This is a genomic window from Paenibacillus brevis, assembly GCF_018919145.1.
Classification (GTDB): domain Bacteria; phylum Bacillota; class Bacilli; order Paenibacillales; family Paenibacillaceae; genus Fontibacillus; species Fontibacillus brevis.
In genome coordinates this window covers 138,462-152,751 of sequence record NZ_JAHLQJ010000008.1, presented here as the reverse complement: position 1 = coordinate 152,751, position 14,290 = coordinate 138,462, and the positions used below count along the sequence as shown (strand labels likewise).

Sequence of the window (14,290 nt, the reverse complement as noted above, 5' to 3'; positions counted from 1 at the left end):
ACGATTGCCCCTCCTTACCACAGACTGGTCTCACTGAATTTCTGGGCAAATTTATTGACCAGGTACAGCACGATGAAATTGATCAGGTTGTTAAAAAATCCCACGGCAGCCGAGAAGCTATACTCCGCATTCAAAATACCGGCTTTGTACATGTAGGTAGACAATACCTCCGAAGTAGCGAGGTTGGCATCATTTTGCATCAACAGCACCTTTTCAAACCCTACGGACATGACGGACCCCGTAGCCAGAATCGTACAGATGACAATCGTTGGCATAATTGCCGGAATCGTAATGTACCAGATGCACTTCAAGCGGGAGGCACCTTCTATATAAGCCGCCTCATACTGATCCTGCGGAATGCCCGACATCGCTGCGGTGTATATCAACGTTCCCCAGCCAACAGATTGCCAGATGCCTGACCAGACAAATACATGAGGGAACAGCCTCGGATTCCCGATAAAATCGATAGGCTCGCCGCCAAAATACTGGATCACGGCATTAATGACCCCGTCTACTGGAGAGGTGAAGAACATCACCATGCCGACGATGATGATTACGGAAATAAAGTTAGGGATATAGGAAATCGTCTGGACGATCGATTTGTACTTTTTATTGCGAATCTCGTTAAACATAAGTGCCAGAATAATAGGAAGGGGAACGCCAACCGCCAGACTATACAGGCTGATTCTCAATGTATTGATGATGACATCCTTAAAATAGAAGGCATTAAAAAACCGCTCAAAATGATCAAACCCTACCCAGGGGCTATGCAGGATGCCAAATGCAGGGGAATAATCCTTGAAGGAAATAATAATTCCGTACATAGGGATATAATTCCATATGATTAATGAAGTCAAAGGCAGCAGCATCATGATGTAGAGCCATCTTTGCTTCAGAAACGATTTGCCTTTTGCGCTAGGAAGAAGTTTCTTTCGCACTGAAGATTCCATAGTTTACCCCTTTCTTTAAAACTTGGGGGAGATTCCCGAGAATCTCCCCATCGCTTCTTGATGTGTTCTTAGCTTTCTTTATAACGCTTGTATTGCTCTTGCTTGATTTGCAAATATTTATCCGAACCCATTTTCTTCAATTGGGCGATATAGTTATCCCATTCTTGATCAATATCCTTCGTACCCGTTACGAACTCCACCCGCATTTGACCCACATAGTTGCCTAGATCGGCCACAATCGAGGAGGATTCATTAGCCTCCTCCTGCGTTGCCGGCAGATCCGGAAGAGTTACTCCAGGCAAGGTTTCTTCAGTCAAATCGGTGTACACCGGCGCTTCCTGCCGGCCGGCAGCCGCCCTGATTTCCGGTGATAATTCAATGTACGGGAAGTACCCGCCATATACGTTGTCAACATATTGAAACGCACCGAGCCCGATACCGTCCTTGTAGTTCAAGATTTCATCGATATAGACCATGTTGCTGTCTTCCATATTATAGGTAACGCCTTCTTTGCCCAGGTAGCCAAATACACTGCCCTCTTCACTGTAGAAATAGTCCACCCATTTCAGGATCGCTCCCGGGTCTTTCGCGTCCTTTGTGATAACAAGACTGGATGCTCCCGCAACCTGAGAATCTGTCAGCGAAGCAGTATCTCCGTCCGGTCCTGCAAGCACGTTAATCGGTACAAAATCATTCTTCACACTCTCGCCAATGTAATCCGGAGCCGCCCAGTTCCAGGCTCCCACTGTATCCTTGGCAGCATCTGCCGTCCATTTGTCATAATCCACGCCGCTGAAAGCCTGCTTATTGATAGCCCCGCTCTCATACATCCGGTTTTCATATTTCAGAACTTCTTTATATCCATCAGAGGCGATCGTAAGCTGGATCTCATCATTGTCATCGACATAGATAAAGTTCCCCAAGGCTTTCCGTCCGCCGTTTCCGATGCCGAAGGAACCCATCATCATCTGCTCAAAAGTCCAGCCAAGCGAGCCGCTCGGCATATACCAGCCCTGTTCGTCGTTAACGCCGTTGCCGTTAGGATCTTGAGTTACGAACGCATTCAACGCTTCTTCAAGCTCGGCTGTCGTCTTAGGAACCTCCATACCGAGGTTGTCGAGCCATTTCTTGTTTATATACAAGCGGATCGTCCGGTTGCCTTCCGGATAGGGATCAAGGTAAGGGGTAGCATAAATGTGTCCGTCGGCGCTGGTCAGTCCTTTACGGATATCTTCGTTCTCATCCAGAAGCTTCTGCAAATTAGGCGCATGCTCCTTGATCAAGTCTTCCAGCGGGAGAAAAAGACCTTGCTGGCCGTATTTCAATAGCTCACCATTGCTCCAGTCCACTTGATAAAAGGCATCCGGCAACTGCTTTCTCGTCAAAATCACGTTTTTCTTCTCGCCGATATCACTCAGTTCTTCCCATTCTACCTGAACGCCGGACATTTTCTCGTATTCTTGCCACATCCATAGATCCTTAGATGCCGGTCTCAAATTGTTCCAGCTTGGTCTAAGAAATGAAATGGATGACGAGGTCTTTCCGGATTCCGATGACTTATTATTCTCTGTTGAACCTCCTGAATTACCACCGCAGCCAGTAACAAGTAATGCCATCATTAACGTTCCAAGCAATACAACTTTCCCTTTTCTTGAACGAAACATTTGGATGCCCCCTCATAATTTGATATATCAAATCACTGAACAAAGCCTATTTTGAGGCATACCATATTATTTTGTCAAGCGTTTACATTTTAAGATCTTTAAACATGTAAGCGCTCGTTTCCGAAAGCTTTATAATTATGTAAACTAGTAAAGATTAAAAACTTTATGTCTCCCCCATAATATAGAGTAAAAAGGACTACTGCTCTTTGCCCGCTATGTTCTTTTCTATTGCCGAAACACGGGATCTATCGTATATTCAACGTAATTGTTATTTAAGTTCGTCCGTTAGTAGCTCTGTATAATTTGACATATACATAAATAAAATGGTATATCAATTTTGACGAGGTGAAATGTCTTATGGAACAAATCCCGCTATATCAACACATTGTAAATAACCTCAAAGCAAAAATTGATTCCGGAGAGCTGAAGGCTGGGGATCAGCTTCCTACCGAAGCTGAGATTTCCAAGCAATTCAGTGTAAGCCGGATCACTTCTAAGCGGGCTTTAACCGAACTGGAAAATGCCAATTTAATCTTTCGCGTCCAAGGAAAGGGCAGCTTCGTAAATACTAAGCTCACTCCTGCTCATACCTTGGCTAAGGGCAGCAAAGAGATTTTGCTCATTCTTCCGTTTTTCCATAACCCGGGACTTGGTGATTATGAGAAGGGGATCAATGAATTTCTGGCAACAACGGACTATACCTTGAACATTCAGTCCAATACGCTTGTCGGTCAACGTAAGTTGCTGGAGGCAGCACTGCGCAGCTTCAATGCCGGGTTGATTTTCTACCCGGTTAGCAGCAATTCGGATCTCGGGATTCTATATCAATATCATTTACAGCGATATCCGCTAGTTACGATGGACAAGACCATTGACGGCATTCCATTCTTATCCGTTGTCTCCGATAATTCCAATGGAGCTTATATGGCTTGCAAGCATCTGATCGACAATAACCATAAGAAAATTGCCTATGTCTCCTCCTTGAATGTTGAGAATTTCTCGTCGATCCGTGAGCGCTACTTCGGCTATTTGAAGGCTCTTCATGATTACAACCTGAATGATTACAGCGTCAATGACTTAACTGAGCGTTATCTGACCCATGAAGACGGACAAGGCAGAGCATATTATCTGCAATTCATTCAAGCAGTTAAGGAGCAAGGCATTACCGGGATTGTAGCGGAGAACGATCTGATTGCGATCGAGATCATGCAGATTGCCAAGGAAATCGGACTATCCATACCGGAGGACTTCTCGATTGTCGGCTTTGACAACATTCATCTGTCCAGCTTTGTTGAGCCTAAGCTGACCACGATCTCGCAGGATTTTGGCCGAATGGGCTATCTCGCAGCAAAAAGTCTGATTGCAACGATTGAGAATCCGCACCATCCGCCGCGGGAAAATGTCATAGTTCCCGTGCAGCTCGTCGAACGGCAAACCGTTAGAAGATTGTAATACTACTTTTTATAACATGTTAGGAGGTTCTGCATGCTGCATTACATTGATACACGACAAGGCTCCCACAATAAGCATGCTTTTTCGCACGGTAACACACTGCCCTATACATCGGTTCCCTTTGGCATGAATCATTTTGTGGTTCAGACCAACCAGGAAGGAAGCTGGTTCTTTGATCCCCATGACCGCGTCTTTTTGGGTTTGCGTCTAACTCACCAGCCAAGTCCATGGATGGGAGACTTCTCCTATTTCTTAATGACACCGATTGCGGACGAGAAAATTAAAGGCTCCCTCTTCTCTTGCCAAAGCTCTTACCGGCCTGAAGAAGCGATCTTCAAGCCGCATTATGTCAAGGTCAAGCAGCAGCGTTACAATATCATTACCGAGCTCGTTCCGACCTGCTATGGCGCCACGATGAACATCAAGTACAACTCCGGCAAGCAAGCCGGGATCGTGCTGAACGTGAAGAACATCAGCGAATTTCATATCGATGCCGCGAATCGTAAAATTACCGGCTATATCAGTAATTTCGCAGGTTGTCATGACGACGGGTTCCGCATGTACGTATCCATGAGCTTCAATAAAGATATTGATCTAAGCACCTCCGGGTATTACAATGCTGAAGGCGTTCTCTGTAATAAAACCCGCCTGAACGGTGTGGATCAACATGTTGTTATTCGTTTCCATGACTGTGAAACCGATGTCCTGGAGGCCAAGCTTGCTACTTCATTTATCAGCCTGGAGCAGGCCGAGCTTAACTTACAGCGGGATTCAGGTCAGTCGCTCCATAAGCAGAAGGACCAAGCCGCACAGGCCTGGAATCATTACTTGAACAAAATCCAAGTCTCCCATTCGAACGAAGAGTATTTGCGTACCTTTTATGGCTGCCTGTACCGGATGTTCCTGTTCCCGCAGAAATTCTATGAGCTGGATGAGAATATGGAGCCGATTCATTACGATACTACCGCCAAAGCCGTCAAAAAAGGGTTCCTGTATACCAACAACGGCTTCTGGGATACTTATAAAACCGTGTACCCGCTTTATTCCATTATTGCTCCTAAGGAATATGAAGAGATGCTGGAGGGCTTCCTGAACAGTTATCATGAGACCGGCTTTCTGCCAAAATGGCTGTCTCCGGATGAACGAGGACTCATGCCGGGAACGCTTATTGACGCGGTAATAGCTGATGCAGCTGCCAAGGGGATTGGGCGGCAGCTAATGCCTGAATTACTGGAAGCCATGCTTACCGCCGCCAAGACACAAAGCGAAAAAGACTGCTATGGGCGTCAAGGTACGCTTGACTATATCAAGTACGGCTATGTGCCAAGTCATTATCATGAAAGTGTTAACCATACGTTGGACTATGCGTATAGTGACTACTGTATCAGCCGAGTCGCTGAAATGCTTGGCAACGGGGAAGCCGCTGAGTATTACCGTCAAAGCGCGCTGAATTACCGGAACATCTTCGATCCGGAGACCGGCTTCATGCGTGCCAAGGATGCAACCGGACAATTTCGTCCTGACTTTAACAGCACAAGCTGGGGTCTTGATTATGCAGAAGGCAGCGCTTGGCAGAACAGCTTCGCGGTATTCCATGATATCCAGGGTCTGATTGAGGCCTACGGCTCTAAGGAGCGCTTCTTTGAAAAAATCACCGAGCTGTGCAATAAAGAACCTGAATTTGATGTACTTGGTTATGGCTTTGAAATTCATGAGATGAGTGAAATGGCGGCCATCGATTATGGGCAGTTAGCCATTTCCAATCAGCCGAGCTTCCATATCCCTTATCTGTTTAATTACGTGGGTCAGCCGGCCTCCTCGCAGGTCGTCATCAAGCAGCTGCTAGCCAATCTGTTCAACAGCGGCTTTGACGGATATCCCGGGGACGAGGACAACGGCAGTATGTCCGGTTGGTACGTATTCAGCTCCATGGGCTTCTATCCGGTATGTCCCGGCAGCAATGAATATGTATTGGGGATTCCGCTTTTCGATCGTGTCAAGATCGAGCTGCCTAACGGCAAGCATATGAAGATTGAGACTCACAATAATAATCCGCAGTCTAATTTCGTAGCTGATGTCAACCTGGATAACGAACCGTATCAAAAGCTGTTCATTACCCATGAAGACATCATGGCAGGGAAATCGCTGGATTTCCGGCTCGGTCTTGCTCCAAGCTACCGAAGCTACAAGCCTGAGGAGTTGCCTTTTTCGATCACAGAACCTAAGAATTGAACATATGTGTGTAGATACAAAAGACTCCCAAACGCAGAGAAATTCTTTGTTTGGGGGTCTTTTTGTTTTTGTTTCTTAAACGCCAAACACATTGGAGGAAATATATTAATCAGGTTATGATGGAATAAACGAACCGTCTACAATATAGATACTTATATTACTGCATTTTAGGCTCCTCTATGTGTTTCATAAAAGATTCGATAGATCAAGATGGGGTGATTTTTATTGATTGGTTAGTAGTATTAGGTCTTGCTCTTTATTTTTCCATTATGTCAATAGTGATTATTCGCTTACTAAAGCATAGATCAAAAGTAAACACTTTCGAAAATGTATCATTACTGTTATCTGCTCTTCTCACTATGTTTATTATTGAGATAGAGAATCCTCTTAAACTTCTTTTTTTAATTATTGCCTTTATTTTTCTGGTCGTTTTTATATCTATCTGGATTTATAGAAATCACAATACAAAGTAGTAGGATTAATTTATTCAGGGGTGAGTTACTGCTTCCGCTTCTTCCTAAATAAATATACAAGGAGATGAATAAGAATGATAGCAGTAAACAAGTTAAGTTTTTTTATTGACTATTCATACTCCAAACAAATTGAGTATGTATTGAATGAATGGGATTCTAACGGAAGTTATGTGTACCACCCTTTAATTTTAAGCCAACGATTAAGAAAACTACTTTTGGAGCATCGCATAACGAGAGATGTAAGAAGTCTACATGAATCCAGTTATGGATCTAAAGACTGGTTCATGGAACCTGTTTTTATAGATAATTATTAGCGAAGTGACTTCGTTCTATAGCTTTTAAAAATACTGTAATCTGAAGTAAGAGTCAGTGAACAGCTATAACCCCTGTTGCCAAACTGCGCCTAAAGACACTAGCCCTACCCTAAATCTGTTGCGGCTGATCGCGGGGATTAATGGCTGGATCACCTTGTCGATGAATTGTAGAAAGTGCAACTAAAACCTTGTCATTTCTAAATTTCATAGGTTTAAGTGCACCACCTACAGCTAAAAGTCTGTTTTTTTCAGAATGACTGAGTTTTTGCGAATCTAACTGTACTTTATACAGCTATTTTCAAATTCGGAGCTAAAGTTCAGAAATCAGGTGTATTTTTTACAATTAAACCGTCACCCTAGGTTGAATATTCTGTATCACACGTTTCGCGTGTTCAACGCTGGAGCCATTAATAAAAATAAATGGAGCCGAACGTTTCGGCTCCATTTATTTTTTGGTCTAGCGAATCAGCTTAATCGTCTTGATCTCATAAGGATGAAAATCAAGGAATATCTCACCGTTATTTAATAGTACTTCTTCAATTTCTTCTTCAATCAAATTAACTAGCACGGCCCTTTCGACTGAGCATTTCCACTGCACTCGGATTACTTCGCGGGCACCTGATGATTCGTAAAACCGCAGAATGGTTCCCTGTCCATCCTCCGCCAATTTCATAGTGTCCAGTACAACATGGTTACTGGAAAGGTGTAAGAATGAATCCTCGCTTAACTGAGGTCCTGTCTTAGTCCCTACTTGCTCAATGATCACCGGCTGGTTTAATTCGGCTGCGGTGCGTACGACATGCGCCTCCCTCCAGTTCCCCCGATGAGGAAATACCGAATAGGTGAACTCGTGATGTCCCAAATCCGCATGCTCATCAGGCCATTTGGGCGCACGCAGCAGCGATAGTCTCAGAATTCCCTCCTTGATATCATATCCGTATTTGCAATCATTCAGGAGACTGACTCCATAGCCGCCTTCGGACAGATCTGCCCATCGGTGCCCGCAAACTTCATACTGTGCCTGATCCCAACTCGTATTATTGGTAGTAGAACGTTCCAGAGCACCAAACGGAATTTCGTAGGTGGCTTTTGTAGAAACAAGATCGACAGGAAAAGCAACCTTCCACAATTTATGATTCTCCTGCCAGTTGACAGAGGTTTTAAAGTCCACTCTTCGCAGGCCATGTTGAAGAATGATTTTCTGTTCTATGACAGAATGGCTCCAAGACCAGCGCAAACCCAGTACATCTCTGACACTTCCGGCTTCGATGATCCCGAAGGATTCTAGCTTTGCTTTTCCGGCAGACTGCTCGGCATAACGATGATCTAGATCCCACGCATCCCACTCCACGGGCAGGTCATGGAAAAATTGCAGTTCGTTCGCTACCACTCCCGCTTTCAGCAGCTCGCGGTTTTCTTCTTTGTCCAGCCAACGGGTAATCTCTCCGTACTTGTTAAATTCCAGTAAATACAGATCAGTCTCCCATCGTAATGGCTGATCCGTATCCGGCTGCTGTGAAGCAATCGGTTTATCTGCCAAAGACAACGATAACGGTTTGGTCCTAAGCCATATCGTCGTGTACCCGAAGGCTGGAACTGCTGGGTGTACCACCAGCAGGTAGCGCCCCTCCGCCTCCTCTGTAATCTGAGACTCCAGTCTTCTCCCTTGTCCGTCAACAGCCATTCCTTCAGTTCCTGCTTCCAGCGGAAGCTTAATCACAGCATTTCGTTCCCAGCCAAGACTGTTGAATACAATATAGGGAATACCGTCTCCCAAGGTATTGATTTTCGAGCAGAGGCTCTCCAACCCGGTTCTTAACACTTCATTACCGATTTTAGATATCTCAGTGTATTCATTGGAAGAAGTCTCGTACACTTCGGAAATCGACGAGCCTGGAATAATATCATGGAATTGGTTCAGCAGAATCAGCTTCCAGCCTTTATCCAATCCCGGCAGGGATTTTTCGGTTGCAGTATCTTCTCGATCCAAGCTGGCCGCTAGGGTGCTCCATACCTCTGCCTCCCGATATAACAGCTCCATCTTCCGGTTCATTTTCTTGTTCCTTGCCTGGGTGGTATAAGTCCCACGGTGATATTCCAGATACAGGTCACCGTACCATTTAGGAAAACGATCTGCAGAAGCCTCCATTCCGCGGAAATACTTCTCGGCCGTGCTGAATTTACTGGCAGGCAATCCAGGAAGGCTGGCAGAACGTGCAACGTACTCTACCATTTCCCTGGTAGCCCCTCCACCCCCATCGCCATGGCCATAAAGCAGCATTTCTTCACTATGGACGTTTTTTTGGCGAAAGAAGTCCCAATGCTCCTTAATATCTTTTGGACGAGTATCTTCACCCAGCCCGTGATTAAGATAGGACAGAATCGAAGTTCCGTCGATCCCCACCCAATGAAAAATATCATACGGAAAGTGATTCGTATCGCTCCAATTCAGCTTGCTGGTCATGAAAAACTCCACGCCGGAAAGCTTCAAGATTTGCGGCAAGGAGGCGCAATATCCAAAGGTATCCGGCAGCCACTCAATAAAGGAACGCTTGCCGAACTCCTCCAGATAGAATTTCTGTCCATATAAATTTTGCCTTACTAGAGACTCTCCACTTGGGATGTTCAGATCCGGTTCAACCCACATCCCTCCTACCAGTTCCCATCGTCCCTTGGCAACCTGTTCCTTCACTCGGCTGTAAAGCTCAGGATCATGTTCTTTAACATAGGCATATAATTGCGGCTGACTCTGTGCATAATGAAATTCCGGAAATTCTTCGATTAAGCGAAGCGCTGTCGAGAAGGTTCGGCTGCCTTTCCGCACTGTTTCTCTTATCGGCCAGAGCCATGCAATATCGATATGGGATTGGGCAACCATATGCATTACGCCAGCCTTGTTGCCTGCGGAATCCTCGTTAAGCGCATAGAGAAGCTCGTCCTCAAGCTTCCGAATCTCTTTTGCCTCCGGAACTCCCGCTTCCCCCCAATTACCGTACAAATCCTGGAAGACGTCATAGACCCTGTAAAGAGCATTCATCAATCGGCCCTTTTCCAGATTCTGCTCCGGCAGCTGGGCTACGGCTTCTGCCGCTACTGTAAGCGTATAAATCAGACTTCGGACCGGCCGGTTTACTTGTACAAGCTGAGCATTTATGGCTGCAATCGGCTGCCGTTGCGGGCCAAATTGCTGGTTCAGGGAGTCTGGCGGATTGGGGTGCGGATCCATTAGTTCGATTTCCAATTCAAGGAAGTATCCTACTTTAAGCGGATTAATCGACACAAAGGAATGATTGCTATCCAGGCCATGATAAGAGTGCCCATTGATCCGCAGCAATCCCTCACCGGTAGATTGCAATCGCAGTCCAATCTCTTCCGAAGGCCATTCTAAAGGAATATTCAATTGGTTGTGCAGTAAATACGTAGTTCCGGCATTTCCATCAAGCGCATCTCCTGCATGCTCAACTGATATGTCCTCATCCCATTCATATTGGCCAGGCAGGATGTACCGTCCCCGCTTCACCTTCCATCCGGTCAGTGTTCGCGATTCCTTCCATTGCAACTCACTTAAGTGACGAATCAATCGTTCAATTCTGTTCATCTCTACGCTCCATTTCTGCTTACGGCAGTTACTGCGTACCCGCTATTCTTTCAATGAGCCTACGGTCAGCCCCTGAATGAAAAAGCGCTGGAAAAACGGATACGCCAATACGATAGGACCTGTTGCCAGAACAACCATAGCCATCCGGGATGTTTCCTGAGGTAAGCTGGCGGCAAGGGACCCCAATCCGCTGGTATTTGAATTTTGCAGAATAAATGACATACTGCTTTCGATTCGCATCAACATGGATTGCAGTGGAACCAGATTTGGATTGTCTATATACAGAAGGGCATTAAACCAGTCGTTCCAGTAAGCCAGTGTGCAAAACAACCCGATCGTAGCCAGCCCGGGCAGTGACAGGGGAAGCACAACTTTACGAAAAATCTGAAACTCGGTAGCTCCATCAATTTTTGCCGATTCAATGATTCCATCCGGAAGGCTCTTGAAAAAGGTACGCATAATCATGATGTTGAACGCATTCATCATCATTGGTAATATGAGCGCCCAAATCGTATCCTTTAAATGAAGCACCTGCGTAACCACAATGAACGTGGGCACGAGCCCACCGTTGAACAGCATCGTGAATAATGCCAAAAATGAAAAAAAGCCGCGATATTTAAAGCTTGATCGGGAAATTCCGTAGGCGTACAAGGCAATGATCATCACGCTGAGCAATGTCCCGACTACGGTAACCGTAATGGTAACTCCATAGGACTGAAGCAACTGGGCCCCATTCTGGAACATATACTCATAGGCATAGGTACTCCACTTTTCAGGAATGAGACGGTATCCATGTTGAGCAAGGCTTTTCTCATCCGTGAACGAAAGAATCACAACAAATGCAAACGGAAAAACACAGACTAAGGAAAACATAGCGGCAATCACATTAAACACAATATTCATGAACGGTGAGAGACTATGGATATCCCGGGATTTTTTAATATTTGCAGCCAAGGAGCATCCTCCTCTCCAAATTTATTTTTAGAACAATGAGCTGTCCTTATCGATTCTGCGAACGACGTAGTTGGAAGTAACAACCAGGATAAATCCAACTATGGATTGATATAATCCGGCCGCCGCCGTCATTCCCATCTCACCGGTAGTTTTCAGGCCGCGATATACGTAAGTATCGATGACATTCGTCACCGGATATAAGGCGCCGGAGTCTCGCGGAATGTTGTAAAACAAACCAAAGTCCGCATAAAATATTCTTCCGACGGCTAGAAGCGTCATTATGATGATCAGCGGTTTTAAAAGAGGCAGGGTGATGTTGCGGATCTGCCGCCATTTGCTGGCTCCATCAATCATTGCAGCCTCATATAATGACCGGTCGAATCCGGTAATCGCCGCCAAATAAACCACACTGCTGTAACCGATCGTTTTCCACAGGTTTGTGAGGGTTAGTATATAAGGCCAATATTTAGGAGTCGTATACCAGGAAACGGTTTGCAGATCAAAACGTTCCAGTATACTGTTAAGCAGCCCTTTATCCATATTCAAAAAGCTATAAACAAAAAATCCGACAATAACGTATGACATGAAATGCGGAAGAAACATTCCCGTCTGGTACAATTTAGAAAGACGTTTGTTCACAATCTCGGATAACAGGATAGCCATTGCTATAGCGGCAAATGTACCGAGTATGATAAAAGCTGCATTATACAGCAGCGTGTTGCGCGTGATGATATAGGCGTCATTCGTGCCAAACAAAAACTTGAAATTTCTGAGTCCCACCCAATCGCTGCTTAAAAAGCTGGATATAAACCCCTCGCCGTTGTATCGGTATTGCTTGAAGGAAAGCAGTGTTCCTCCCATAGGCAAGTATGAGAATAATATAAAGCCGATGGCTCCTGGCAAAACCATAAGCAAAATAGGCAGGTTTTTGTGTAAATCTTTAAAAAAATGACTGACTCTATGCATTTCCTTCCCTCCTATCTAGGTCCATCATGTATTCAGGAGCAAACCAGACTGGGAAATCTCCCAGTCTGGCGGCTTGCTATACCTGATTATCTATTTTTGTGCCGCGAGCCACTCATCAAGCTGTCTTTGAGCTTCAGCCATGACGTTGTCCAACCCTGCAGCTTTAAGTTGTTCAATAGCCATTGGCGTATATTTGTCCGGATCTACGGAACCAGTCATAAGCGGAGCCCAGAATTGATCCTTAGCATTCGTCAGAGCCGCAAGCTCTGCCGATACATTTGAGCTGTCAAAATTGAAGCCCAGTAACGGAGCCGGTGTTCCGGCCTCGTTAAATTCACGGAATCCTTCCCATTTATCTTCAGGATCTCCTTCTTGCAAGTAAGTCAGCATAATATTCCCTATTGCAAATGTAGGCATATCATAGTCTCTAGACTTATCCAAGTTCTTTGCGACATTGTCGCCGATCTTCTCATAGTGCACGCCCTCAATACCGGAGTCCACAAGATTCCGCAGGTATGGATCCGTGTTGAGCAAATTAAGGAATTTCATGGCTTCTACCGGATGCTCGGAATTGGCGGATATCGCCTGCAGAGAACCCATTACCGACCAGTTGTAAATAATGGCATCTGTAGCCGGTGTAGAAACCACTGGATAACCGAGAGAAGCGGTCCACAGATTATCTGCAAAAGGTTGTGTCGTAGGACGATCCATAAACCAATTGCCGGTCAAAGTTAAATCCGAATTGTCGGTTGTTGTCGCTACCTCTGAGGCAATATATCCCGCCTGGTAATATTTGCGCATCGTCTTTAAGGCTTCTTTCAGCTCAGGAGTTTCGAGAATGTTAACGATTTTATAATCGGTTGTATCCAGCTTTACAGCCAATGGAAGATTCTGAATGATGTAATCGTAAGGAAGATTCGGAATAAAGTTTCTGTCAATCATGAACGGAACCACATTAGGCTCGTTGTCCTTAATTGTTTTCAAAAGCGGCTCTAGGCTTTCCATGCTTCTTACACCGGTAATATCCAAGTTGTACTTATCAAGCCACTGCTTGTTAAAACGCCAAACATCTTGGGCGGGAAGCTCTTTATTGGCAGGAATGCCATAGTTTTTCCCGTCTACCTTGGAGCCTTCCAGAAATGCGGGATCAAGCGTGTCCTTGATTCCCTGTCCATACTGGTCCAGAAGATCATTTAATTCCATGAAGGCTCCCTTTCTTGCATTTTGTACATAGTCAAACCCCCATGAAGCAGTGAACAAAATATCCATCTGTTCGCCTGATTGCGTCAGCACCTGCATTTTCTGCGTATAGTCACCGAAGTCAATCTGCTTCATCTTAACGGTCACACCAATTTTTTCTGAAGTGTATTTACTCACTTCAGCCATTACGAGGTCCGTATCTTTTTGAGGCGTGCCAATGTTATACCAAATCAACTCTACATCTTTTTTTGCTTCTTGGTTGCCGGCAGTCCCGGCACTCCCCTCCTTTTTGGCTCCGCCGCAGGCAGACAGGATTGCAGTGAATGCCAGTACCAGTACCAGAATCAGAGACAGTCTTGAACTTTTTTTCATCCTCTTTAAACCTCCCCTTTATTATGAAACCGCTTAATGGTTACGTTTTCAGGGTATCAAATTTCAACCTAATGCAATATCAGACAAAGCAAAGATACCTTAAACAAACTAAAGA

At 45.1% G+C, this 14,290-nt stretch carries 8 protein-coding genes; 2 read left to right on the top strand and 6 right to left on the bottom strand.

What is annotated here, in order from left to right; genetic code table 11:
- Nucleotides 1–14 precede the first annotated feature (14 nt).
- Both KQJ23_RS11140 and KQJ23_RS11135 read right to left on the bottom strand, forming a co-directional pair.
- Complete coding sequence (locus KQJ23_RS11140) at nt 15–938, bottom strand: ABC transporter permease (RefSeq protein WP_346779381.1); 924 nt, start codon at nt 936–938, stop codon at nt 15–17.
- Between the two features lie 80 nt (nt 939–1,018).
- Nucleotides 1,019–2,614: an extracellular solute-binding protein gene (locus KQJ23_RS11135; protein WP_216478954.1), complete on the bottom strand. Its 1,596-nt coding sequence runs from the start codon at nt 2,612–2,614 to the stop codon at nt 1,019–1,021.
- A gap of 357 nt (nt 2,615–2,971) precedes the next feature.
- Between KQJ23_RS11135 and KQJ23_RS11130 the strand changes: the two genes are divergently transcribed.
- Both KQJ23_RS11130 and KQJ23_RS11125 read left to right on the top strand, forming a co-directional pair.
- The gene (locus KQJ23_RS11130) at nt 2,972–4,066 is read left to right on the top strand and encodes a GntR family transcriptional regulator (RefSeq protein WP_216478953.1); all 1,095 of its coding nucleotides are present in this window, start codon (nt 2,972–2,974) and stop codon (nt 4,064–4,066) included.
- A 33-nt stretch (nt 4,067–4,099) separates the two neighbouring features.
- Complete coding sequence (locus tag KQJ23_RS11125) at nt 4,100–6,298, top strand: GH92 family glycosyl hydrolase (RefSeq protein WP_216478952.1); 2,199 nt, start codon at nt 4,100–4,102, stop codon at nt 6,296–6,298.
- Nucleotides 6,299–7,542: 1,244 nt separating this feature from the next.
- On the opposite strand, the gene KQJ23_RS11120 is transcribed toward KQJ23_RS11125, so the two are convergent.
- The 4 genes from KQJ23_RS11120 to KQJ23_RS11105 form a co-directional block, all read right to left on the bottom strand.
- A complete protein-coding gene (locus tag KQJ23_RS11120) occupies nt 7,543–10,683 on the bottom strand; it encodes an alpha-mannosidase (RefSeq protein WP_216478951.1) in 3,141 nt (1,046 codons plus the stop codon).
- Between the two features lie 42 nt (nt 10,684–10,725).
- Nucleotides 10,726–11,586, bottom strand: a complete 861-nt coding sequence (locus KQJ23_RS11115; protein ID WP_216479005.1) for a carbohydrate ABC transporter permease — start codon at nt 11,584–11,586, stop codon at nt 10,726–10,728.
- Between the two features lie 78 nt (nt 11,587–11,664).
- Nucleotides 11,665–12,603, bottom strand: a complete 939-nt coding sequence (locus tag KQJ23_RS11110) for an ABC transporter permease (RefSeq protein ID WP_216478950.1) — start codon at nt 12,601–12,603, stop codon at nt 11,665–11,667.
- Nucleotides 12,604–12,693: 90 nt separating this feature from the next.
- Nucleotides 12,694–14,175 (bottom strand): ABC transporter substrate-binding protein, encoded by a 1,482-nt coding sequence (locus tag KQJ23_RS11105; protein WP_216478949.1) that lies wholly within the window; start codon nt 14,173–14,175, stop codon nt 12,694–12,696.
- Nucleotides 14,176–14,290: the final 115 nt, after the last annotated feature.